The 23,771-nt window shown below is 65.2% G+C and carries 23 protein-coding genes; 16 read left to right on the forward strand and 7 right to left on the reverse strand.

Going from position 1 to position 23,771, the window contains the following annotated elements:
• Positions 1–72 precede the first annotated feature (72 nt).
• A complete protein-coding gene (locus ACIPY3_RS06140) occupies positions 73–813 on the forward strand; it encodes a hypothetical protein (RefSeq protein WP_400331407.1) in 741 nt (246 codons plus the stop codon).
• 59 nt (positions 814–872) lie between these two features.
• Here ACIPY3_RS06140 and ACIPY3_RS06145 read toward each other — a convergent pair whose 3' ends face one another.
• The 3 genes from ACIPY3_RS06145 to ACIPY3_RS06155 are packed head-to-tail and all read right to left on the reverse strand — an operon-like array spanning position 873 to position 3,015.
• A complete protein-coding gene (locus ACIPY3_RS06145) occupies positions 873–1,475 on the reverse strand; it encodes a TetR family transcriptional regulator (protein WP_400331410.1) in 603 nt (200 codons plus the stop codon).
• Positions 1,472–2,215 (reverse strand): ABC transporter permease, encoded by a 744-nt coding sequence (locus tag ACIPY3_RS06150; RefSeq protein WP_400331659.1) that lies wholly within the window; start codon positions 2,213–2,215, stop codon positions 1,472–1,474. Before ACIPY3_RS06150 ends, ACIPY3_RS06145 begins: the two co-directional genes overlap by 4 nt.
• Positions 2,216–2,223: 8 nt before the next feature.
• Entirely contained in the window at positions 2,224–3,015 is a 792-nt protein-coding gene (locus ACIPY3_RS06155; protein ID WP_400331413.1) for an ABC transporter ATP-binding protein, read from the reverse strand.
• A 471-nt stretch (positions 3,016–3,486) separates the two neighbouring features.
• Between ACIPY3_RS06155 and ACIPY3_RS06160 the strand changes: the two genes are divergently transcribed.
• Positions 3,487–5,298: a proline--tRNA ligase gene (locus ACIPY3_RS06160; RefSeq protein ID WP_400331414.1), complete on the forward strand. Its 1,812-nt coding sequence runs from the start codon at positions 3,487–3,489 to the stop codon at positions 5,296–5,298.
• Positions 5,295–6,089, forward strand: a complete 795-nt coding sequence (locus ACIPY3_RS06165; protein WP_400331417.1) for a sulfite exporter TauE/SafE family protein — start codon at positions 5,295–5,297, stop codon at positions 6,087–6,089. The genes ACIPY3_RS06160 and ACIPY3_RS06165 overlap by 4 nt, the downstream gene beginning before the upstream one ends.
• Before the next feature lie 3 nt (positions 6,090–6,092).
• Here ACIPY3_RS06165 and ACIPY3_RS06170 read toward each other — a convergent pair whose 3' ends face one another.
• Genes ACIPY3_RS06170 through ACIPY3_RS06180 form a run of 3 tightly spaced genes read right to left on the reverse strand, consistent with a single transcriptional unit; the run spans position 6,093 to position 8,967 of the window.
• Entirely contained in the window at positions 6,093–7,085 is a 993-nt protein-coding gene (locus ACIPY3_RS06170) for an aminoglycoside phosphotransferase family protein (protein WP_400331662.1), read from the reverse strand.
• A 49-nt stretch (positions 7,086–7,134) separates the two neighbouring features.
• Positions 7,135–7,863: a VIT family protein gene (locus ACIPY3_RS06175; protein WP_400331420.1), complete on the reverse strand. Its 729-nt coding sequence runs from the start codon at positions 7,861–7,863 to the stop codon at positions 7,135–7,137.
• Positions 7,864–7,914: 51 nt separating this feature from the next.
• Positions 7,915–8,967, reverse strand: coding sequence for a DUF4439 domain-containing protein (locus tag ACIPY3_RS06180; protein WP_400331423.1), 1,053 nt, complete (start codon positions 8,965–8,967; stop codon positions 7,915–7,917).
• A 105-nt stretch (positions 8,968–9,072) separates the two neighbouring features.
• On the opposite strand from ACIPY3_RS06180, the gene rimP reads away from it, so the two are divergent.
• From rimP to ACIPY3_RS06210, 6 genes are all read left to right on the forward strand, one after another.
• Complete coding sequence (gene rimP / locus ACIPY3_RS06185; protein WP_400331426.1) at positions 9,073–9,684, forward strand: ribosome maturation factor RimP; 612 nt, start codon at positions 9,073–9,075, stop codon at positions 9,682–9,684.
• Positions 9,684–10,664: a transcription termination factor NusA gene (nusA, locus tag ACIPY3_RS06190; protein WP_397323982.1), complete on the forward strand. Its 981-nt coding sequence runs from the start codon at positions 9,684–9,686 to the stop codon at positions 10,662–10,664. Before rimP ends, nusA begins: the two co-directional genes overlap by 1 nt.
• 77 nt (positions 10,665–10,741) lie before the next feature.
• Complete coding sequence (locus tag ACIPY3_RS06195) at positions 10,742–11,158, forward strand: YlxR family protein (RefSeq protein WP_400331428.1); 417 nt, start codon at positions 10,742–10,744, stop codon at positions 11,156–11,158.
• A 152-nt stretch (positions 11,159–11,310) separates the two neighbouring features.
• Positions 11,311–14,178 carry a translation initiation factor IF-2 gene (infB, locus tag ACIPY3_RS06200; protein WP_400331431.1) on the forward strand — a complete coding sequence of 956 codons (2,868 nt, stop codon included), beginning with the start codon at positions 11,311–11,313 and terminating at the stop codon, positions 14,176–14,178.
• Positions 14,179–14,256: 78 nt separating this feature from the next.
• A complete protein-coding gene (gene rbfA / locus ACIPY3_RS06205) occupies positions 14,257–14,760 on the forward strand; it encodes a 30S ribosome-binding factor RbfA (protein ID WP_400331434.1) in 504 nt (167 codons plus the stop codon).
• A gap of 75 nt (positions 14,761–14,835) precedes the next feature.
• Entirely contained in the window at positions 14,836–15,318 is a 483-nt protein-coding gene (locus ACIPY3_RS06210) for a nucleoside deaminase (RefSeq protein WP_400331437.1), read from the forward strand.
• A gap of 23 nt (positions 15,319–15,341) precedes the next feature.
• Here the strand turns inward: ACIPY3_RS06210 and ACIPY3_RS06215 are convergent, their stop codons facing one another.
• Positions 15,342–16,514, reverse strand: coding sequence for a pyridoxal phosphate-dependent aminotransferase (locus ACIPY3_RS06215; RefSeq protein ID WP_400331440.1), 1,173 nt, complete (start codon positions 16,512–16,514; stop codon positions 15,342–15,344).
• Positions 16,515–16,548: 34 nt separating this feature from the next.
• On the opposite strand from ACIPY3_RS06215, the gene truB reads away from it, so the two are divergent.
• From truB to ACIPY3_RS06250, 7 genes are all read left to right on the forward strand, one after another.
• Complete coding sequence (gene truB, locus ACIPY3_RS06220) at positions 16,549–17,496, forward strand: tRNA pseudouridine(55) synthase TruB (protein ID WP_400331442.1); 948 nt, start codon at positions 16,549–16,551, stop codon at positions 17,494–17,496.
• A 2-nt stretch (positions 17,497–17,498) separates the two neighbouring features.
• Positions 17,499–17,852: a hypothetical protein gene (locus ACIPY3_RS06225; protein ID WP_400331445.1), complete on the forward strand. Its 354-nt coding sequence runs from the start codon at positions 17,499–17,501 to the stop codon at positions 17,850–17,852.
• A gap of 2 nt (positions 17,853–17,854) precedes the next feature.
• Entirely contained in the window at positions 17,855–18,301 is a 447-nt protein-coding gene (locus ACIPY3_RS06230) for a hypothetical protein (protein ID WP_400331447.1), read from the forward strand.
• Between the two features lie 105 nt (positions 18,302–18,406).
• Positions 18,407–19,390, forward strand: a complete 984-nt coding sequence (locus ACIPY3_RS06235; RefSeq protein WP_400331449.1) for a bifunctional riboflavin kinase/FAD synthetase — start codon at positions 18,407–18,409, stop codon at positions 19,388–19,390.
• Positions 19,391–19,547: 157 nt separating this feature from the next.
• Positions 19,548–19,817 carry a 30S ribosomal protein S15 gene (gene rpsO / locus ACIPY3_RS06240; protein ID WP_387433932.1) on the forward strand — a complete coding sequence of 90 codons (270 nt, stop codon included), beginning with the start codon at positions 19,548–19,550 and terminating at the stop codon, positions 19,815–19,817.
• 236 nt (positions 19,818–20,053) lie between these two features.
• Positions 20,054–22,303: a polyribonucleotide nucleotidyltransferase gene (locus ACIPY3_RS06245; protein WP_400331452.1), complete on the forward strand. Its 2,250-nt coding sequence runs from the start codon at positions 20,054–20,056 to the stop codon at positions 22,301–22,303.
• 76 nt (positions 22,304–22,379) lie between these two features.
• On the forward strand, positions 22,380–23,723 hold the full coding sequence (locus ACIPY3_RS06250) for a M16 family metallopeptidase (RefSeq protein WP_400331455.1): 1,344 nt from the start codon (positions 22,380–22,382) through the stop codon (positions 23,721–23,723).
• The last annotated feature ends 48 nt before the right edge of the window (positions 23,724–23,771 follow it).

Raw genomic sequence — 23,771 nt, forward strand, 5'->3', positions numbered from 1 at the left:
GCGCGTTGCAACTTGTAGTCTTATCCCGCTGACGTTCGTCAGCACATCACTCGACTTTCCTTTGGGGAACAAATGAATAAGAATGCTCTGCGCGGATTCGCCGTGTCAGGACTGTTGGTCATGGGGCTCACCGCATGTGGCGGTGCAGGCACGTCCACGGATGCAGCATCCGCTCCCGCCAGCGAATCGGCGACTGCGACACCTACGCCAACACCCACCGCGGCGAAGGAGTTCACGCTTGAAGCCCTTAACGCCGTCCTCGCGAAGATGACAGATAAGCGCGGGACAAAGCTCAGCGTGACATCCACGGCCGACCTCTCAGGGTCCATGGCCCAAAGCAAGGCCTTGATGGAGCAAGTGGATGTCCAGCCGGCGGTGTGCAAGGACATGGCCATGGGATCACTCGCCCGGCCGTTGGAGGGGGTGAAGGCAGCCGTCGGCGTCAGCCAGGATGCGGCCTCTGGCAGCATCTCAACCATCTCGCTCGGCACCGGGCTGGGTGACGCCATCGCAGCCGAATTGGATGCGAGCAAGGAAAACCTCGCAAAGTGCGGCACCCTCACCATGAACGGACCCACCGGATCCAGCACCATGACGGTCACGGATCTTGGTGCCAAGAAGCCGGCCCGTGCCACAGTCGCCTACCGGATGGACACGGCAGCTGCCACCGGCGAAAAGGGCTCGATGATCCTGGCCCAAACCATTGACGAGAATGTCTTGGTCTCGGTGATCGGGATCGGCGGCACGTCTGAAGCCGACGCCATCGAAAGCGTCTCGGCACTACTCGACCAAGCGGTGGAACTCATCAAGTAGCACCTGCTTTGGGCCGCAGTGGTTGGACCCGGCCCAGGGCCAACCACTGCTGGTGCTGCTCAGTCCAGTTCGCCCGTCAGGTACCGGTGGATGGTGGGAGTCACCATACGCACCACGTCTTCTTCAGTGGCCGATGCCAAGGGCTCCAGCCGTACAACGTAGCGGGCCACCATGAGGCCGATCAGCTGCGAGGCCACCAGGTTGCCGCGGAGCTTGGCTTCCTGCTCGTCCACGGGAAGGCCTGTGGCGATCCGGGCCAAAACCGTCCTGCTCACCATTTCGCGGAGGAGTGCCGTCTTTGCCTTGGAGCCGATGGTGCCCCTGACGAAGGCCACCAAAGCGTGCTGCGCGGGCCCTTCCCACAGCCGCAGGATCGCTTTGACGATTGCCTCGGCGCGGGCGGAAGGGTCAAGGGCATCGACGCCGGCCAGGACCTCGGCGGGGTTGGCGGGCAACTCCACGCTCGCGGCAAAAAGTTCGTCCTTGCCTTTGAAGAAGTGGTGCACCATGGCCGGATCCACGGAAGCTTCGCGGGCAACCTGGCGCAGGCTGGTGCCATCGAATCCCTGCTCGGCGAACAGCTTGCGGGCAGCCGTGAGGATCGCTTCCCTGGAATGGTCGCCGGCTCCCCGTCGACCCCGGCGCAAGGGCTGCAGGCTCATGCAGTCTGCCTCCGTAGTGTCAGTGAGGCAAGGACCAGGACTCCCACCACGATTGCTCCCATCACCAGCGTGTCCTGCCAGAGTACCTGTGTTGCGGCGGTATTCCCGGCGATCTCCTGCAACGCGTCCACGGAGAAGGTCAAGGGCAGGACTCCGGAGATGGCGTCGAGGACGTCATTCATGTGGTCGCGTGCCACGAACAGGCCGCACAACAGGATCTGCGGCACCACCACAACCGGCATGAACTGCACGGCTTGGAACTCGGTCCGGGCGAAGGCTGAGCACAGCAGTCCCAAGGCAACGCCCAGCACGGCGTTGATGACGGCGATCATCACCACCAAACCGGGGCTGCCCTTGATGTCCAGGTTGAAGACCCAGTAGGCCACTGCCGTGGCCACCAACGACTGCAACGCGGCCATGATGGAGAACGCCAGGGCATAGCCGAACAGCAGGTCGGCCTTGTGGATGGGCGTGGTAAGCAGCCGTTCCAGCGTCCCCGACGTCCGCTCGCGGAGCATGGTGATCGACGTGACCAGGAACATGACCACGAACGGGAAGATTGCAAGCATCATGAGCCCAACACGGTCGAAGGTGCGCGGGACGCCCGGAGGCAGGGTCTCATTCTCGAATAGGAAGTACACCGCCGCGAGCAGCAGGGCCGGCACCACCAGGATGAGGCCAACGCTGCGGTGGTCGTGGCGCAATTGGCCCAGGACCCTGGCAGCGGTGGCCAACGTCATGCGCGGATTCATGATGCCACTGTCCTTTCGTGACGGCCCAGGGTCGGGGCCGAAGTCCCCGGCCCTTCCTTGATCAGGGTCAGGAATGCCCGTTCCAGGTCTTTGCTCCGACCACGTTCGGCGAGTTGGTCCGGAGTCAGTTGTGCCAACAGCAGTCCGTCGCGCAGCAGCAGGAGCGAGGAACAATGAGATGCCTCTTCCATGACGTGGCTGGACACCAGCAGCGTGGTGCCGGTCTCCGCCATGGCCGCGAAGCGTTCCCAAAGTTCCGCGCGCAGCACCGGGTCCAGCCCCACGGTCGGTTCGTCCAGGACCAGCAGTTGTGGGCGGGACACCAGCGCGCACGCCAGCGACACACGGCTGAACTGTCCACCGGACAGGTCGGCGGCCTTCCGACGGGCAAAGTCCTGGAGCCCGACGGCGGCAATCGCCCCGGCGGCGTCGGCCGCCGTCGCGCTGTGCATGGCTCCGAAGTACCTGACGTTGCCCTCAACACTCAAGTCCCCGTAGACGCTGGCGCCTTGGGTGACGTAACCGACGTCGTGCCTCAGTGCCGCGCTCCCGGCAGGCAGTCCCAGGACGGTCAGGGAGCCGTGGGTGAGGCGCTGGACGCCGACTATGCCGCGCATGAGCGTTGTCTTGCCGCTGCCGGATGGGCCGAGGAGCCCCGTGATCCGACCACTGCCAACGGTGAAATCGAGACCGCGGATAATCCTGGTCCGGCCACGCGAGATGTGAAGTCCTGATGCTTCGATCGCACTGGCCTGCGTCCCTCCAGCGTGCTTTGCAACCCGGGACATGGCGACCTCCGAACCGATAATTCACCATCTGATGAAATTAAAGTAGGTCTGTGTGCCTCCCCGGTCAAGGCTGGATCATGCTCCGGAATCCTTGAAAAGGTGTCGCCAATCACATACATTCGTCCCTAGCCGTGTCGTTGGGGTGCGGGTGGCTAGGGGGAAACATGACTTTGACCTTGAAGGTTGCCACGCGCAGCCGCGCCATCCGTGAGTTCGGCAATGACCAATGCTTCCCAGTCGCAGGCGATCCCATTCCGCTGGAGGGAATGGGGATCTAGTCCCAGGACAGAGTCTGCGGCCGGCCGGCCGTTGAGCCACGCCATTGCAGGATGACCAGCCGGATTCGGCCAGGGGCTTCCAGACGCGAGGGCGTGGCTCTTCTGTGTGCCCGTTCCGGAGCGGCGTCCCGCAGCCGGTAGATTAGTACACAGTTCTTTTTGCCCTGACTGCCATAGAAACGGATAAGTACCCGTGGTCCTTCGCCTTTCCCAGTTGTTCCTGCGCACCCTGCGCGAAGATCCCGTCGACGCCGAGGTCGCCAGCCACAAGCTCCTGGTCCGTGCCGGCTACATCCGCCGTGCCGCACCCGGCATCTACACGTGGCTGCCGCTGGGCCTGAGCGTGCTGCGCAAGGTGGAGGAAATCGTCCGCCAGGAGATGGCAGCCATCGGCGCGCAGGAAGTGCATTTCCCGGCACTCCTTCCCCGCGAACCCTATGAGGCCACCAACCGCTGGACCGAATACGGCGAAGGCCTGTTCCGCCTCCAGGACCGCAAAGGCGCCGACTACCTCCTGGCACCGACGCACGAGGAGATGTTCACGCTGCTGGTCAAGGACCTGTACTCGTCCTACAAAGACCTGCCTCTGAGCATCTACCAGATCCAGAACAAGTACCGCGATGAGGCACGTCCCCGGGCGGGCCTCCTCCGCGGCCGCGAGTTCATCATGAAGGACTCGTACTCCTTCGACGTCGACGACGCCGGCCTGGACGCCAGCTATGCGGCCCACCGTGCTGCCTACCTCAAGATCTTTGAACGGCTCGGCCTGGAGGTTATTCCGGTTGCGGCCACGGCCGGTGCCATGGGCGGCTCCAAGAGCGAAGAGTTCCTGTTCCCCACGGAAATCGGCGAGGACACCTTTGTGCGCTCGGCGGGCGGTTACTACGCCAACGTCGAGGCCGTCACCACGGTTGTTCCGGCCGACATCGACTTCAGCAACGCCTCCGCAGCGGAGGTGTTGGACACCCCGGATACTCCCACCATCGAAACGCTGGTGAACGCAGCCAACCAGCTCGCGCCCCGAAGCGAGGCCGACGGCGGCGCCTGGACTGCCGCTGACACGCTCAAGAACGTCGTCCTCGCCGTCACGCTCCCCACGGGTGAGCGCCAGATCGTGGTCATCGGCGTTCCGGGCGACCGTGCCGTGGACCTCAAGCGGGTTGAAGCGAACATCGGGGCCTTCCTGCCGATCGCCGGCGAGATCCAGCTCGAGGCTGCGAACGAGGAAGACCTCAAGAAGCTGCCGTGGCTGGTCAAGGGCTACATCGGCCCGGGTCTGTCCTTGGCAGAACCCGTCCTTGGCCTGGAAGGTTCCTCGAAGCTCCTGTTCCTGGTTGACCCCCGTGTGGTCTCCGGAACTGCCTGGGTCACCGGCGCCAACCAGGACGGAAAGCACGTTTTCGGGCTCGTTGCCGGCCGCGACTTCACCTGGGACGGCATCATCGAAAGCACGGAGGTCCGTGCCGGTGATGAGGCCCCCGACGGCTCGGGTCCGCTGGAAACCGCACGTGGCATCGAGATGGGGCACATCTTCCAGCTTGGCCGCAAGTACGCCGAAGCGCTGGACCTCAAGGTCCTGGACCAGAACGGCAAGCAGGTAGTGGTGACCATGGGCTCCTACGGCGTGGGTGTTACTCGCGCCGTCGCAGCCCTCGCCGAAGCCAACCATGATGACCGTGGATTGGTTTGGCCGCGAACGGTGGCCCCCGCCGACGTCCACGTGGTGGCCGTTGGCCGTGGCGACGAAATCTTCGAGGCCGCGGAGAAGCTGTCCGCCGAGTTGCAAGACGCCGGACTGGACGTCATCTACGATGACCGCCCCAAGGTTTCCCCGGGCGTGAAGTTCGGCGATGCCGAGCTCCTGGGCGTCCCCACCATCCTGGCCGTCGGCCGCGGACTGGTTGACGGCGTCGTGGAGATCAAGGACCGCCGCAGCGGCGACGCCGAGAACGTTTCGGTGGACAAGGCCGTGGACTACGTGGTCAACGCCGTCCGCGGCCGTTGATCTCCGGCTTCGAGTCGATCCAGCTCACCACGGTCATCCTGATCGTGGTGGCTGGATTCGCTGCCGGCTGGGTTGATGCGGTGGTGGGTGGCGGAGGACTGATCCAGCTTCCGGCACTGCTCCTGGTCCCGGGCATCACGCCCGTCCAGGCCCTGGCCACGAACAAGATGGGCTCCATCTTCGGCACTACTACGAGTGCCGTGACCTTCTACCGGCGTGTCGGTCCCGACCTTAAGACGGCCATCCCCATGGCCATCATCGCTTTGGCCGGAAGTTTTGGCGGAGCCATCCTGGCTGCGTCATTGCCGTCCAGCGTCTTCAAGCCCATCATCGTGGTGGCTCTCATCGCCGTCGCGGTCTTCACGGCACTGCGCCCCAATGCCGGCGAGCTGACGGCGCTCCGGCACGATGGCCACAAGCATTATGTGGTGGCATGCCTGATCGGGGCAGCCATAGGCTTCTATGACGGCCTGATTGGCCCCGGAACGGGCTCGTTCCTGGTTATCGCCCTGGTGTCGGCCATGGGGTACGCGTTCCTCGAAGCCAGCGCCAAAGCCAAGATCGTCAACATGGCCACCAACGCCGGGGCTTTGATCTTCTTCCTGCCGCATGGCTCCCTGCTGTGGGGACTCGGGCTGGTGCTGGGCGTGTCCAACATGGCCGGCGGCTACCTCGGTGCCCGGACGGCCGTGGCCAGGGGAAGCAGCTTCGTCCGCATAGTTTTCCTGATCGTGGTTGCCGCGCTCATCATCAAGCTTGGCGCGGACGTCTGGAACGACAACTTCGCGTAGGGCTCAGGTGACCGCTTCGCCCGGACCAGGGAGGTCGTGCGCGGACGGGAGGCCCGCCAGTGTTTTCCCGGCGAGCGTACTGGCCACCCAGAGGGAACGGGCAAGATCGCCGGCATGCAATGGTTTCCGGGCGTACCACAGGGCATTCCCGACCTCCCGTGCAACACCCCACTGCCGGGCAGTTTCCGGGTCCAGGCCCGCGGCGAGGCTGAAGTCGGCACACCGTTCCCGCAAAGCTGCCTCGGGAGAGCTGCGCGGGAGGTCCTTGATACGGTTCCACAGGACCGGCGCAACCGCGAACTCGGCTTCGCCGACCTGCGGTTGCGGGTCGATCGCGAGGTATTCGCCGCCGTCGTGCTCCGCCAGGACGTTCATGTAGTGCAGGTCGGTGTGTACCAGTACATCCCTGCTGGAACGGCGGCCAACCGCTCCCCGGGTCTGGCAGACCTCGAGGGCTGCCTCCAGCAGCCAGCGGGGAAACGGACGGTTGAGCTGTTCCCAGTCCTGCGGCAGTTCATCGCTCCACCGCTCCGCCGTCGCCGCCACGTGATCGAACGCCCGCCACTGCGGCCGCTCGTCGGGGATGATGGAGAGGCGCCGCACAATGCCACCCCAGGCATCGCGGGCCACGTCCAGGGGAACGTCCTGCAGCCACGCAGAAGCATCAAGGCGCTCGAGCAGCATGGAGCAACTGCCGGCATCCGACTCCAGCATCCGTACGGCCCCGTGGCCGTTCCACAGGGTCAACGCATGGCGCTCCACCAACGCCTCGTCGTGGGGGTAGGCGATCTTGAGGGCGCCCTGGACGCGGTCCCGGAGGACAGGAACAACCAAGGCACCGTGGCCGCTCCAGGGTTCGGTTCCGGGGGCCAGATCAACCGTCAGGTCCCACCGGTCCAGGGAGTCCTGGATGAGCCCAGGCAGGCTTGCCAGCCAGTCACGTCCCGCGGAGTCGCGGTTGTACCTGGCGTGCAGGTCGCCCGGGATGGGGATCATGGCGTGGATTCTCACGCGATCAGCCTAGCGCCGCGGAGCTCCCGTGCTGTCAGAAAACGCCGCTGGCGCCCAACAGGCTGCCGATGGAGAACGTGGCTGCCAGCGCCAAGGCACCGCCCAGAACCACCCGCGCAGCCGCTCGGAACCTGGATGCGCCGCCGATCCACGCGCCCACGGCACCCGTGACCGCCAGGGCGAGCAGCACTGCGGCGAACGTCAACGGCACCCGGAGGCCGGGAGGCGGAAGGAGGATGGCCAGCATCGGGAGGATGGCTCCGAGCGTGAAGGCGACCGCGGAAGCGAAGGCAGCATTCCAAGGGCTGACGATGTCGTCCTCCTGGATGTTCAGCTCGGCGGACAGGTGGGCGGCCAGGGCATCATGCTCGGTCAACTCGAGGGCCACGGTGCGGGCGGTCGCAGCGCTGAGACCCTTGGCCTGGTAGATCGCAGTGAGCTCCTCCAGCTCTTCCTCAGGCTGTTCGGCGAGCTCCCTGCGCTCCTTTTCAATGAGGGCCTTCTGGGTATCGCTTTGGCTGCTCACCGAGACGTACTCGCCCAGGGCCATGGAAATCGCACCACCTACCAGCCCTGCAGTCCCGGCGGCCAGGATGCTGCCAGTGTTGGTGGTGGCACCGGCCACGCCCACCACGATCGCTGCAACCGAAACGATTCCGTCATTGGCCCCGAGGACGCCGGCGCGCAACCAATTGAGCCGGTGGGCGAGGTCGTCGCGGTGTGGTTCGTTCTCGTGCATCGTGGCAGGTTCTGTTGAAGCCATGCTCCAAGCCAAGCACCGCCATGCCGTCTCCGCCAGCATGGCAAGGCTGGCCTACCCCGGCGTGGATGCGGGGGTAGGCAGCTGCGGCAGGTCGCCGTCGTCGAGCTTGAGCCCCGGCAGCGGGGGCTGGGCAGAGCCCCATGCTGCGCCGCGGCGGGCAGCGGCCAGGAGCGATTCCATGGCCCACTCGCGGGTGGGACCGGTGGACAGGGCCACGAGATCGCCGAACACCGGCAGGGATTCGATTTCCAAAGTGCCCAGTGCCGCGGCAGGGTCTCCGGCGAACTGCGTTGAGAGGCTATAGCCGGCCTCCCGGTTGGGGACGTCACCGCAAGTAAGCCGGGTGAGGGATTCAGCCTGCTCCAAGAGGCGCTCATGGGTGGTGAGCGCCTTGGCGGCGGTCACCGCTGCCGTTGCATCCAGGCGCTTGAGTGCTACCTGGTGGACGTAGACGGCCTGGTGCTCGGACCGCACTGCGGCGGCCAGGGCGGCGTCCGTCGTGGCTGCTGTGGGCTCCGGCGTCGGGCTCACCGAGGGGCACGGGGTCCTTGCCTGCGCGGGCGCTGTTGCTTTGGTGTCCGGACCAGCGGTGGGAAAGGGGAGCTTCAACAGGCTTGCCAGCCGTTCGGCGTCCAGGACCTGGGCGGTCCCGACGGCGGCGAGCAGCCGGGCGATTCCGGCGTCGGCCTGCTTGGCGTCCTCGAGCCGCTTCCGGCCGCTCGCGGCCAGGTCCGCGATGAAGGAAGGCGCCGTTGGTTCCGCGGCCCTGGCACTGCTGGAAACAGGGGAGGAAGGGCCGGATATTACCGGGGACAACAGGGCCCGGGCATGCGTTGTCAGCAATGTCACAGAACCCGTCCAGGTGCCCGCTCCGACACCGGAGGAGGGCGAGGCAGCGAGCGAGGAGGCCGAATCACGAAGCGCGAGGGCGTCGTTGAAAGCGCTGCTCCGTGCTGCCTCCGTGAAGGAAACGGCCGCCGGAGCCCCGGAATCCCGGGGAACAAGGACCATGCCCGTGCCGATCACGAGCAGGGCAACGATCGCAACGAGCGCAATCCGGACCCAGCGGCGGGGTGGCCGTTTTTCACTTGTTTGCTCGTTCACAACACACCATGGTGTCACGTGTGCGGCGAACTCCGTGCACCATGTTGTTCTGAAAATCGTTAGGCTAGTAGTCACAACAACATCTATCGGGAGGCGGCGGGCAGCGTGAGTGACTCGGAAGCCACGACTTCAACAGACCGTACTGACACCAACTCGACGGCCACCATCCGCAACCCGGAAGAAAGCAGGCTCAAGGCCCTGCTCGAACCGGCTGTCCTGGCCAACCGGCTCTACCTCGAGGATGTTGCCATCCACGTTGCAGGCTCGCAGCGCACCGTCCACGTCGTGGTGGACCTCCCGCAGGAAGAAACCGGGGGAGTGAGCCTGGATGCGATCGCGGACGTTTCCCGCGGCCTGTCCGACATCCTGGACAACGACCCCCAGGACGACGGGCGCCCCTACGACCTCGAGGTTTCCTCACCCGGTGTGGGCCGCCCTCTGACCGAACCCCGCCACTGGCACCGCGCCCGCGGGCGGATGGTCAAAGTCAACGTCATCCAGGGCGAGAACCTCACCGGCCGCATCGCCTCGGTGGAGGATGATGCCGTGACGCTCATTCCCGAGCATGAGGTCAAGAAGGGCATGAAGCCCAAGCAGGGTGACCCCATCACCATTCCTTTCGACAGGATCCGCCACGGAAAAGTCGAGATTGAATTCAGCCACCTCCACGAGGCCGGGCTGGCAGACGAACACAATGGACCTTCCGAGGAGGCCTAATGGATATTGATATGAGCGCACTGAGGCTCCTGGAGCGTGAGCGTGAAATCCCGCTGGACCTCCTGATTCCCACCATCGAGCAAGCCTTGCTGGTGGCCTACCACAAGACGCCCGGCGCCTTTGAGAAGGCCCGTGCCGAACTGGACCGCAAGAGTGGCCACGTCACTATTTGGGCTACCGAACTGGACGACGACGGCGAGGCCGTGGGCGAGTTCGAGGACACCCCGGCCGGCTTTGGCCGGATCGCAGCCAGCACCGCACGCCAGATCATCCTTCAGCGACTGCGCGATGTTGAGGATGACAACGTGCTGGGTGAATTCAAGGGCCGCGAGGGCGAGCTCGTCGCAGGCATGATCCAGCAGGGCAACAACCCGCACATGATCCAGGTCAACCTCGGCACCGTTGAGGCGCTGCTTCCGCCGCCGGAACAGGTCCCCGGCGAGAAGTACCTCCACGGCAGCCGTCTCCGTGCCTTCGTGGTGGACGTCCACCGCGGGGCCAAGGGGCCGTCCATCACCTTGTCCCGATCGCACCCGGGGCTTGTCCGCAAGCTCTTCGAAATGGAAGTTCCGGAGATCGCGGACCGTTCGGTGGAGATCGTGGCCCTGGCCCGCGAGGCCGGTCACCGCACCAAGATCGCGGTGAAGGCCAACGCTGCCGGCGTCAACGCCAAGGGTGCCTGCATCGGTGAAATGGGTTCACGTGTCCGCGCCGTCATGACCGAACTCAACGACGAAAAGATCGATATCGTCGATTTCAGCGACGATGCCGCCACTTTCATCGCCAACTCACTGTCGCCGTCGAGGGTGACTTCGGTCACCATTACGGACGAGGCCACCCGTTCGGCCCGCGTGGTAGTCCCGGATTACCAGCTTTCTCTGGCCATCGGCAAGGAAGGCCAGAACGCCCGGCTCGCGGCGAAACTGACGGGCTGGCGGATCGACATCGTCTCTGACGCTGCGCCGGCGAAGACCGACTAGGAGAGCCGGTGCGGCGCGTCTGCGCCGCGCTGGACCGACCCTCGGTTTCGGCTGTCAGGGGCAGGGGGCTAGAATAGATGGAACCGGGCTTACGTCCGGTATCCGTTCGTAGAGGGGCATGCGCAGCTGTGGGACACATCGTGGCTGAACTGCCTGAGCACGGCGATGGCCACGCGGCTGGGCCCGTGCGCACCTGTATCGGATGCCGGAAGCATGGCTCCCGGTCCGAGCTTGTCCGGCTGGTCGCCCAGGGCAGCGGTTCTCCCGTTGTCGTAGTGGATGAACGACGCCGGATGGCCGGCAGGGGTGCGTGGCTGCACCCCAACGAAAAGTGCTTGGCATTGGCGATCAAGCGGCGCGCTTTCGGGAGGGCCCTTGCGGGCGTAACCGAAACCACCGCCGTCGAACGCCGTTTCATGTCCGGCATGCCACTTGTGGAGGCTCCGGCCGCCACGGGAAAACCGTCCAAACCTGAAAGCGGGTCAGAAATCTGATGGAAACCCGATGAGTTCCCAGCGATGAGTGCGTAACGATGACAACTTTGTTGCGCTCTGCAAAGGGCCTTTCCGCCGTGGAAGCGGCAAGGGCCCGCAGTAAGAAGTAGACGGTTCGTGCCTGGCTCGGTGCGGACCGAGACAGGAGAAATGTGGCCAAGGTCCGCGTACATGAGCTCGCCAAAGAGCTCGGTATCACTTCCAAAGATGCAGTAACCAAACTGCAGGAATTGGGCGAATTCGTTCGCTCCGCCTCGTCAACCATTGAGGCCCCCGTCGTGAAGAAGCTTCGCGACGCCTACCCGGGTGCAGGTGCCGCAAAGTCGGCAGCACCCGCCGCCCCCGCTGCAAGCCGTCCCGCAGCGCCGGCTCCGTCCCGTCCGGCCGCTCCGGCGCCGGGTCCGGCAACCCCCAAGGCTCCGGCCGCTTCGGCTCCGGCGGCCCCGGCAGCTCCTGCTGTTCCCGCCCCGTCGGCTCCCGCAGCACCGGCAGCCCCGGCTGCTCCGGCAGCCTCCACGCCGGTGTCCGCAAAGCCCGGTGCCCGTCCTGCTCCCAAGGCAGACGCCCCGGCCCAGGGACGTTCCGGCGGCGGCCAGGCTCCACGCCCCGGTGGTCCGCGCCCCGGAAACAACCCGTTCGCCACCTCGCAGGGCATGCCCCGCGGCCGTGGTGGCGATGGCGAGCGTCCGCCGCGTCCGGGCAACAACCCGTTTGCAACGTCCCAGGGCATGCCCCGTCCGGGCGGCCGCACTGAAGGCGAACGCCCCGGTGGTCCGCGTCCCGCGGCCGGTGCAGGCGGTCCCCGTCCGGCAGCCGGTTCCGGTGGCCCGCGTCCCGGTGCTCCGCGTCCCGGCGCTCCCCGCCCGGGAGCTCCGCGTCCCGGCGGTGGCCCTGGCGGAAACCGTCCTACTCCGGGCATGATGCCCAACCGCACTGAGCGTCCGGCCCCCACAGGTGGCCGTCCCGGTGGCCCCGGCCGTCCGGGTGGTCCCGGCCGTCCGGGTGGCGCTCCTGGTGGAGGCACCGGTGGCGGAGCTCCCGCCGGCGGTGGCTTCGGCAAGGGTGGCCGCGGTCGCGGTGGCACCCAGGGTGCCTTCGGCAAGGGCGGCGCAGGCCGTGGCAAGCAGCGCAAGTCGAAGCGCGCAAAGCGCCAGGAACTGGAGCAGATGAGCGCTCCGTCGCTGGGCGGCGTAACCGTACCCCGCGGCGATGGCCAGACCATCATCCGCTTGCGTCGTGGTTCCTCCATCACCGACTTCGCCGAGAAGATCGATGCCAACCCGGCCTCGCTGGTGACCGTGCTGTTCCACCTCGGTGAAATGGCAACGGCTACCCAGTCCCTCGACGAAGACACCTTCGCCTTGCTCGGTGCCGAACTCGGCTACAAGCTGCAGGTTGTCTCGCCGGAAGACGAAGAGCGCGAGCTGCTCGACTCGTTCGACATCGACCTCCAGGGTGAACTGGATGCCGAAGGCGACGACGTCCTTGAGGCGCGTCCGCCGGTAGTGACCGTCATGGGCCACGTTGACCACGGTAAGACCCGCCTCCTTGACGCCATCCGCAACTCCAACGTTGTGGCCGGCGAGCACGGTGGAATCACACAGCACATCGGTGCTTACCAGATCAGCCACGTCCACGAGGGCACTCCGCGCGACATCACCTTCATCGATACCCCGGGTCACGAGGCGTTCACCGCCATGCGTGCCCGTGGTGCGAAGGTCACCGATATTGCCATCCTGGTGGTCGCAGCCGACGACGGCGTCATGCCGCAGACGGTTGAAGCGTTGAACCACGCCCAGGCCGCCGAGGTGCCGATCGTGGTTGCCGTGAACAAGATCGACAAGGAAGGCGCCAACCCTGACAAGGTCAAGGGCCAGCTGACCGAGTACGGCCTGGTTCCCGAGGAATACGGTGGCGACACCATGTTCGTGGAGGTCTCTGCCCGCCAGAACCTCAACATCGACGAACTGATCGAAGCCGTCCTCCTCACCGCGGACGCTGCCCTGGACCTGCGTGCCAACCCGGACAAGGACGCTCGAGGCATTGCCATCGAAGCGAACCTGGACAAGGGCCGCGGTTCCGTGGCCACCGTGCTGGTGCAGTCCGGTACCTTGGCCGTCGGCGACACGATCGTTGCCGGCACGGCCCACGGCCGTGTCCGTGCGATGTTCGACGAGAACGGCGAGGCACTCGATGTCGCCCTGCCGTCCCGCCCGGTCCAGGTCCTCGGCCTGTCCAACGTGCCGCGTGCAGGTGACACCTTCCTGGTGACGCCGGACGAGCGTACTGCCCGCCAGATCGCCGAGAAGCGTGAAGCTGCGGACCGCAACGCTGCCCTGGCCAAGCGCCGCAAGCGCATCAGCCTGGAAGACTTCGACCAGGCAGTCGCCGAAGGCAAGATCGACACCCTCAACCTCATCCTCAAGGGTGACGTTTCCGGTGCCGTGGAAGCCCTCGAAGACGCCCTGCTCAAGATCGACGTGGGAGACGACGACGTTCAGCTCCGTGTCATCCACCGCGGTGTGGGTGCCATCACGCAGAACGACGTCAACCTGGCGACGGTGGACAACGCCATCATCATCGGCTTCAACGTCAAGCCTGCCGAGCGTGTGGCCGAACTGGCCGACCGCGAAGGCGTGGACATGCGCTTCTACTCCGTCATCTACGCAGCAATCGATGACATCGAGATGGCCCTCAAGGGCATGCTCAAGCCGGAGTACGAGGAAGTCCAGCTGGGCACCGCCGAGGTCCGCGAAGTGTTCCGTTCCTCCAAGTTCGGCAACATCGCCGGCTCGATCGTCCGCACGGGCATCATCCGCCGTAACACCAAGGCACGCGTCAGCCGCGACGGCAAGGTCATCGGTGACAACCTCACCGTCGAGACCCTCAAGCGGTTCAAGGACGACGCCACCGAAGTCCGTACCGACTTCGAGTGTGGTATTGGCCTGGGCTCGTACAACGACATCGCCGAAGGTGACATCATCGAGACCTTCGAGATGCGCGAGAAGCCGCGCGTCTAGGTTCCGTTCGGAGCGGGTCCGCCAGGGTTGTCCCGGCGGGCCCGTTCCGTTCCCGTTTCTACTTTCCAGGAGGAAGTCATGGCTGATCCGGCACGCGCTGCCAAGTTGGCACAACGGATCAAGGTGGTGGTTGCCGAGGCACTCGGCCGTCGGGTCAAGGATCCGCGCGTCGAGCCCATCACAGTAACCGACGCCCGCGTCACCAACGATCTCCAGCACGCTACTGTCTACTACACGGTGTTCGGCGACGAGGTTGCCCACACGGATGCCGCAAAGGCCTTGGAGAAGGCCAAGGGTGTCCTGCGGCAGGAAGTCGGCCGCAACATCACGGTGCGGCTGACCCCCACCCTCGAGTTCGTGGCCGACCAGATTCCGGTCAACGCCTCGAACCTTGAGGAACTGTTGCGCGAGGCCAAGCGCCGCGACGCCGAAGTAGCCGCCTTGGCTGCCGGGGCAAAGCACGCGGGCGAGGCCGATCCCTACAAGGGCGACTCCGCGCAGGAGATCGACGAAGACGACTTCGACGAAGAGGACACGGACCTCTCCGACGACGGCGACCTCGACGAGGACGCCAACCGCTAGCAGGCAGCATCCAAGGGCCGGTTCCCCGTGCAGGGAGCCGGTCTTTCTGCTGCCCGGCATCGCTAAGATCAGAGCATGTCGGCTCACAGTGACCAGCAGCGGAACGAATACCTTGAACGTGCCATCGGGCTTGCCGTCCGGAACGTATCCGACGGCGGTGGTCCATTTGGCGCCGTCGTGGTGACGCCGGACGGCACAGTGCATGAGGGAGTGAACCGTGTCACGCGGGACAACGATCCCACCGCCCACGCGGAGGTCGTGGCGATCCGCCGCGCAGCAGTGGAGACCCGAACGTTCGATCTCAGTGGTTCGGTGCTCTATGCCAGTTGCGAACCGTGCCCGCTCTGCTTGTCCGCCACCCTGTGGGCCAGGATCGGGCGGGTGTACTTTGCCGCGGACCGGCACGGTGCCGCGCGTGCAGGCTTCGACGACGCCCTGTTTTATGAATACTTTGCGGGCGAACGCCCTGGGTTGCTCCCCGTGGAGCATTCGCCGCTGGCCTCAGCCGACTCGCCATTCGACGCGTGGCGGCGGAACGCCGGACGCACCGACTACTGAAGGCTCGACGGCGGTGTCCCGGTTCAGCAGCCCGGCGCCACTTCCGCCCGGGCAGGCAGGCGACGGACGCCGTCGAGCAGGTCCGCCTGGCTGCCGCACAACGCAACCCTGATCCAGCCTTCGCCAATGGACCCGAAAGCCGTCCCGGGTGCGAAGGCGACGCCGGACTCGGCCAGGAAGGTGCGCACCCAGGCCCGGACGTTGCCGCCGCTCACATGGGACACATCGGCCCACAGGTAGAAGGCGCCCTGGGCTCCCAGGAACGGAATTCCCTTGGCCGCAAGGATGGCCGAGGCCGCGTCACGGTTTCCCCGGTAGTGCCTGCGCGCTTCTTCGACATAGTCCTGGGGGCCGGTCAAAGCCGCCAAGGCCGCGTACTGGGATGGTGAAGCGACGCAGGAGACGATCGACTCCATCACGTTGTTCATGGTTTTCTCCAGCCCCGGTGGACAAATCAGCGCGCCGATGCGGAGGCCCGTGAGTCCGTAGGTCTTGGAGAGGGTCAGTGACGTAAAGACGCGGGCCTTGCCCGGAACATCGCTGTCGAAGCGGGCCGGACTCACGTGCGGTACGTCGAAGGTGAAGGCCTCGTAGCATTCGTCCGAGATGACCCACAGGTCATGCTTGGCGGCCAGTTCCACCAGCAGGCGCATCGCGTCCTCGCTGATCACCGCGCCCAAGGGGTTGGAGGGCGAATTCAGCATCAGGGCCTTGGTGCGCGGCGAAATGAGTGCCTCGATGTCCTCGATATGCGGCTGGAAGTCGTTCTCCGGATACAGCGGGTAATGCACGGGTTCCGCATGCAGGAGGTGGCTCGTCATGGCGAACGTGGGGTAGCCGGGATTGGGGATCAGGATCTCGTCGCCGGGGGAGAGCAGCATGCTCATCACGAAGTGCAGGCCCTGCTGGGCGCCATCAACCACGTAGACGCGGTCCGCCTGGACGTCCACGTGCTGCTGCGCCCGGAACCTTGCGGCGAACGCTTCGCGCAGTGCCGGGATGCCGGCGTTGGGAGTGTAGTTGGTCTCATCCCGGTCGAGGCAGGCGATTCCGGCATCCAGGACGTGCCGGGCCAGCGGAAACCCGGGTTCGCCGATGCTCAGGACGATCGCGCCGGGAGTGGACCACGCCGCCTCGGTGATTTCGCGGATCTGGTTCACGGGGACGTCTCGGACGTGCTCGGCAAGCTCAGGCATGGGAGCCATCCTAGCCACCCATATACTGGTAAGCGTGCTTTCTGGACTGGTGATCGTTGACAAACCGCAGGGATGGACCAGCCATGATGTGGTTGGACGGATGCGGCGGCTGGCCGGTACCCGGAAAGTGGGCCATGCCGGCACGCTCGACCCCATGGCTACCGGGGTCCTCGTCCTTGGCATCAATAAGGCCACGCGCCTCCTGACGTACATCGTGGGCACGTCAAAGACCTATACCGCCACCATTCGGCTCGGCGAAAGCACCATCACGGACGACGCCGAAGGCGACGTCACTGAGGCACGGAGCGCCGCGGACGTCACCGACGACGCGATCGCTGCAGGTGTTTCTGCCCTGACCGGACCCATCCAGCAGGTGCCCAGCAGTGTCAGCGCCATCAAGGTCAACGGCGAGCGTTCGTACGCCCGCGTCCGGTCCGGCGAGGAAGTAAAGCTGGCCGCCCGGCCGGTGACCATCCACCGTTTTGAGGTCCACGGCATCGAAAGGATCGACGGCGGCAGGGTAGTGGACGTCGACGTCACCGTGGAATGTTCTTCCGGAACGTACATCCGGGCGTTGGCCCGCGACCTCGGTAACGCTTTGGGCGTGGGCGGCCATTTGACGGCCCTCCGGCGCACGCAGGTTGGTCCGTACGGCATTGGGCAGGCCCACACGCTTGAGCAGCTCGCCGAAGAGTTGGATGTGCTGGAGATGTCCGTCGCGGCACGCGCCCTGATGCCTAACCGCGACCTCACCGAGGACGAAACCACTGAGATTTCGTTCGGCCGCCGCATTGCTGCCGGCCCGGGCGCCGGAACGGCTGCGGCTGCTACCTCGGAGAATCCTGCCGCAGCGTTCGCGCCGTCGGGAGAGCTTGTTGCGCTCCTGGCTGATACAGGGAGTTTCGCCAAGCCGGTGCTGGTCTTCGCGCCGGGAACGGGCCAGGGAACAAGTGCCGGCGCCGGAACGGGGTCGGACAACTAATCATGGACTGGTATTTCTACTCCATCCTGATCGTCGGGCTGGTTTCCACCATCACGTGCGTGGTGGCAGGCCTGTTGAAGAAGGCCCCCAATGACGTCACCATCTTTTCGGTGCTGGCCGTCGAAGTCGCTTTGCTGGTGTACCTCGTTGGCTCGATCGTCCGGGTGGCCTTGGGGGAGCAGATGGCGGGGGAGCCCTGGGAATTCTGGGGCTACCTCATTACCGCGCTCATGATCCCGCTGGGTGCCGTGTACTGGTCCATCCTTGAAAGAACCCGGTGGAGCAACTTTGTCCTGGCTGCCGTGGGCGTCACCGCCCTGGTCATGGCCGCGCGCATGAACCAGATCTGGTACTGACCTTGAAAGAAGAACACAACGTGACTGGAACCGAGACCGATGCCTCCGGAAAGCAGAAGAAGGACACCCGCAACACGGGTCCAGGCCGTTTGCTGATCGCGGTCTACGCCGTCTTTGCCCTCTCGGCCACGGCCCGTGCCGGGTACCAGATTGCCACCAAGTTCTCCGAGGCGCCTTTGGCGCACATCCTTTCCGCCTTTGCTGCCCTCGTGTACATCGTGGCCACCATCTCGCTGGCCAAGCCCGGACGTACCTGGTTCAAGGTGTCCTTGGCCGCCGTGCTGGTGGAACTGGTGGGCGTCCTGGTGGTGGGGGCCGTGAGCCTCTTCGATCCGGTGGCGTTCCCGCACGATACTGTGTGGTCCCTCTTCGGCCGCGGCTACGGTTTCGTCCCCTTGGTCCTTCCCGTGCTGGGCCTGCTCTGGCTGAACCGCCGCCGGCCCTCCTGATCCGCGACCGTCCCTCAGCAGTAGGGCATTGCGGGTAACCTTAGAATGTTCCGGCGCCGGATGGTTGCCGGGTGCAACGAAAATCAGCAGTAAAAGGCGAGGTTGATGGTCCACATCTGGAACGATCCCACCGAAGTCCCCGCGGACTTCGGACCGACTGTCGTTACCATCGGAAACTTTGACGGCGTCCATCGGGGCCACCAGCACGTTCTCGCCCAACTGACCCGGACAGCCAAGCGCCATGGCATTCCTGCCGTTGCCGTCACCTTCGATCCCCATCCGGCGCAGGTGCACCGGCCCGAGTCCGCGCCGGAGCTCATCATGGGCCTTCAGGACAAGCTCGACGCCCTTGGCTCCACGGGCGTGGATGCCGTCCTGGTCATGAAGTACACCCTTGACCTGGCGGCGATGACTCCCTTGGAGTTCGTCCGGGACATCCTGGTGGACGGCCTTCGCGCAGCCCACGTGGTGGTGGGGCACGATCTCCGCTTCGGTGCGGGCAACGTGGGCGACGTGGACACCATGCAGGAACTCGGCGACGAGTTGGGCTTCAGCGTGCAGGTGGTCAACGAGTTCGGCGCGGGAGGCTTCCCGGTGCATCACGACGGCGATGCCGACCGCCGTTGTTCCTCCACCTGGGTGCGTGATGCCCTGGCCGAGGGCGACGTCGTCACGGCGGCCGCAGTGCTGGGCCGGCCGCACCGCATGCGGGGTGAAGTGGTCCATGGTGCCGCACGCGGCCGTGACCTTGGCTTCCCCACGGCCAACCTGGCCCACGATTCCACCGGCTATGTACCGGCTGACGGGATTTACGCGGGGTGGCTGATCGACCAGGCGGGCACCCGGTGGCCGGCTGCGATTTCCGTTGGTTCCAACCCCACTTTCGACGGCGTGAGCCGGCAGGTGGAGGCCCACGTGATAGATCGTCCGCACGAGAAAGTGGAGGATTTCAACCTCTACGGACAGACCGTGGCAGTGGAATTCACCCAGCGACTGCGCGGCATGGTGGCCTACCGGGGGCCGGAAGCGCTGGTGGAACAGATGAACCTCGACGTTGCCCAGGCCCACGAGCTTTTGGCCCAGGGCTAGCGTTTTCGACAACACTGCTGACCTGCCGGTAAACTGATGAATGGTTCCGGCCGCAGTCCGTGGCAGCTGGACCTGTTTTTATGTGCGGTGACGCACTGGAAGCAACCCGTCAGCGAATTGCTGCATCGGGAAGCACGGCACAACTCTAGGAGTTCACGTGGCACTTGACGCCGCTGTAAAGCAGTCCATCATCAAGGAATACGCAACCTCTGAAGGCGACACCGGTTCGCCCGAGGTCCAGGTTGCAGTCCTGACCCAGCGGATCAAGGATCTGACTGAGCACATGAAGGCGCACAAGCACGACTTCCACACCCAGCGCGGCCTGCTCGCACTGGTTGGTCGCCGCAAGCGCATGCTTTCCTACCTGAAGGACACCGACATCGCCCGCTACCGTTCGCTCATCGAGCGTCTCGGCCTGCGCCGCTAGTCTGCCTTTCGGGCGGCCCGGTCCCTCGCGGAACGGGCCGCCTTCTTCAACAACTAAAAACAGGAATCAACCGCATCGCGCATTCGCGGTCCTCGGTAGTGATTCCCGGGATGGGCGCCGGAGACGGTGCAGCCCGTGGGTCTCGATCGATGACCGGGTGTAGTACAGGCCAGTAATAAAGAAGGGGCCTGGGTTGATGCGGCGGACTTCCGCTAACAGAAACGGAGGTGACTCTCATGGAGGGTCCCGAAATCCAGTTCTCCGAAGCGATCATTGACAACGGCCGTTTCGGCAAGCGCGTCATCCGCTTCGAAACCGGCCGCCTTGCCAAGCAGGCCGCCGGCGCTTCGATGGTCTACATCGACGACGACACCGCACTCCTCTCCGCCACCACTGCGGGCAAGCAGCCGCGTGAAGGCTTCGACTTCTTCCCGCTGACGGTGGACGTCGAAGAGCGCATGTACGCCGCGGGCCGCATCCCGGGCTCGTTCTTCCGCCGCGAAGGCCGTCCGTCCACCGAAGCCATCCTGGCTTGCCGCCTCATGGACCGCCCGCTGCGCCCGGCCTTCGTCAAGGGCCTCCGCAACGAAGTCCAGATCGTGGTCACCGTCCTGGCCATCAACCCGGACGAGCTCTACGACGTCGTGGCCATCAACGCGTCCTCCATGTCCACCCAGCTTTCCGGCCTGCCGTTCTCCGGCCCGATCGGTGGCGTCCGCGTTGCCCTCATCGCCGACGAGCAGGGTTCGCAGTGGGTGGCCTTCCCCAAGCACTCGCAGCTGGAGAACGCTGTCTTCAACATGGTTGTCGCCGGCCGCATCGCAGGCGACGACGTCGCGATCATGATGGTCGAAGCGGAAGCCACGGACAACTCCTGGAACCTCATCAAGGAACAGGGTGCAACCGCTCCCACCGAAGAGGTTGTTTCCGAGGGCCTTGAGGCTGCCAAGCCGTTCATCAAGGCACTGTGCGAGGCCCAGGCCGACCTGGCTGCCCGCGCCGCCAAGCCCACGGTGGAGTTCCCCGTCTTCCTCGACTACCAGGATGACGCCTACGCCGCTGTGGAAGCTGCCGCCGCCGACAAGCTGGCTGCCGTCTTCCAGATCGCCGACAAGCAGGATCGCGACAACGCTTCGGATGAGCTCAAGGATGAAGTCCTCGGCGCACTCGCCGCAGATTTCGAAGGCCGCGAGAAGGAACTTTCCGCTGCTTTCCGTTCGGTCACCAAGCACGTTGTGCGCCAGCGGATCCTCAAGGACCAGATCCGCATCGACGGCCGCGGCCTGACGGACATCCGCCAGCTCACCGCCGAGGTCGAGGTTCTTCCGCGCGTTCACGGTTCGGCCATCTTCGAACGCGGCGAGACCCAGATCATGGGTGTCACCACGCTCAACATGCTCAAGATGGAACAGCAGATCGACTCGTTGTCACCGATAACGCGCAAGCGCTACATGCACAACTACAACTTCCCGCCGTACTCCACCGGTGAGACGGGCCGCGTTGGCTCCCCGAAGCGCCGCGAAATCGGCCACGGTGCCCTCGCTGAGCGCGCCCTGGTTCCGGTCCTCCCCACCCGTGAGGAATTCCCGTACGCCATCCGCCAGGTCTCCGAGGCACTGGGCTCCAACGGCTCCACCTCCATGGGTTCGGTCTGCGCTTCCACCCTGTCCATGCTCAACGCAGGCGTGCCGCTGAAGGCCGCTGTCGCAGGCATCGCCATGGGCCTGGTTTCCGACCAGGTTGACGGCCAGACCCGCTACGCAGCGCTGACTGACATCCTCGGCGCCGAAGACGCCTTCGGCGACATGGACTTCAAGGTTGCCGGCACCTCCGAGTTCGTCACCGCCATCCAGCTGGACACGAAGCTCGACGGCATCCCGGCTTCCGTCCTGGCCGCTGCCCTGAAGCAGGCCCGCGAGGCCCGCCTCCACATCCTCGAGGTCATCAACGCAGCGATCGACACCCCGGACGAGCTCTCCGAGTTCGCACCGCGCGTCATCGCAGTGAAGATCCCCGTTGACAAGATCGGCGAGGTCATTGGCCCCAAGGGCAAGATGATCAACCAGATCCAGGAAGACACCGGCGCGGACATCTCCATCGAGGACGACGGCACGGTCTACATCGGCGCAACCGACGGCCCGTCCGCCGACGCCGCACGTTCGGCCATCAACGCGATCGCCAACCCGCAGGTTCCGGAAGTCGGTGAGCGCTACCTGGGCACCGTGGTCAAGACCACCACGTTCGGTGCGTTCGTTTCCCTGACCCCGGGCAAGGACGGCCTCCTGCACATCTCCGAACTGCGCAAGCTGGCCAACGGCAAGCGCGTGGACAACGTGGAGGATGTCGTCTCGGTGGGCCAAAAGGTCCAGGTCGAGATCACCAAGATCGACGACCGCGGCAAGCTGTCCCTCTCCCCGGTGGTTGCCGAAGAAGAAGGCGCTTCCGAGGACGCTCCGGCCGAGGCCGCTGAGGCGTCCGCAGAGTAGTCTGCAAAGCAGTACCCTGAAGGGGCCGGTGGGCTTAAAGGTCCACCGGCCCTTCCGGCTTATCTGAAAGGTTTGAATGACTGTCGTACCCCTGCCCTTGCAGCAGACGCTTCCGGGCGGAGAATTGATCCATGGCGCCGAAGGCGGTTCGGTCGTGCGGCGCTCGGTCCTCCCCGGCGGCGTGCGTGTCCTCACGGAAGCGATGCCGGGACAGCGTTCGGCCACGATCGGTTTCTGGGTGGCAGTAGGTTCGCGCGATGAGGCCGAGGGCCAGCACGGCTCTACCCACTTCCTGGAGCACCTCCTGTTCAAGGGGACCAAGCGCCGCACCGCCCTGGAAATAGCCTCGGCCTTCGACGAAGTCGGAGGCGAATCCAACGCAGCGACGGCCAAGGAAAGCACGTGCTACTTCGCGCGGGTCCTGGACACCGACCTGCCCATGGCCATTGACGTGATCGCGGACATGATCACCGGTGCCGTCCTGGATCCCGCCGAACTGGAGCAGGAACGGGACGTCATCCTCGAAGAAATCGCCATGGACAGTGACGACCCCACGGATGTGGCCCACGAGAAATTCGTGGCTGCCGTCCTGGGCAGCCACCCGCTGGCCCGTCCCATCGGTGGAACTCCGGACGCCATCAAAGCCGTGGCCAGGGACTCGGTGTGGGCGCACTACCAGCGGTACTACCGCCCCGAGGAACTTGTGATTACGGCAGCCGGCGGTTTGGACCACGACGTCGTCTGCGAGTTGGTGCAGCAAGCGCTCGAATCGGCGGGCTGGCAACTGGACACCGAAGCCGCCCCCGTTGACCGCCGTGCCACGGACCGCGCCGTCATTACCGGCACGGCCGGCCTCCACGTCGTCAAGCGTCCCGTGGAGCAGGCGAACATCATCATGGGGTGCCCCACGATCGTGGCGACCGATGACCGGCGGTTCGTGATGAGCGTTCTCAATGCCGTCCTGGGCGGTGGAATGTCCTCGCGCCTGTTCCAGGAAATCCGGGAGAAGCGCGGACTCGTCTACTCCACGTATTCCTTCACGGCCGCGTATGCCGATGCCGGCTACTTCGGTATGTACGCCGGCTGCACCCCGTCCAAGGTCACCCAGGTCCTGGAACTCCTGGGCGTGGAGCTGGAGAAATTGGCCGCCGACGGAATCACGGAAGAAGAATTGCGCAAGGCCGTGGGCCAGCTCAGCGGCGGAATTGTCCTGGCACTGGAAGACACCGGCTCGCGCATGTCCCGCCTGGGCAGGGCCGAACTGGTGTCCGGAGAATTCCAGGACATTGACGAGACCCTGGACCGGATCAAGGCCGTCACGGTGGATGAAGTCCAGGAACTCGCCCGAGAGCTCGCCGCAGCCCCCCGGACCATTACCGTCGTCGGGCCTTTCGAAGAGAACGAGACATTCGGCCTTTAGGCCGTGGACCCTCTGGACTCAGGACTTCCGGCAAGGCAGCATGATCAC

It is taken from the genome of Paenarthrobacter sp. NPDC089714 (assembly GCF_044748905.1).
In the GTDB taxonomy this organism is placed as follows: domain Bacteria; phylum Actinomycetota; class Actinomycetes; order Actinomycetales; family Micrococcaceae; genus Arthrobacter.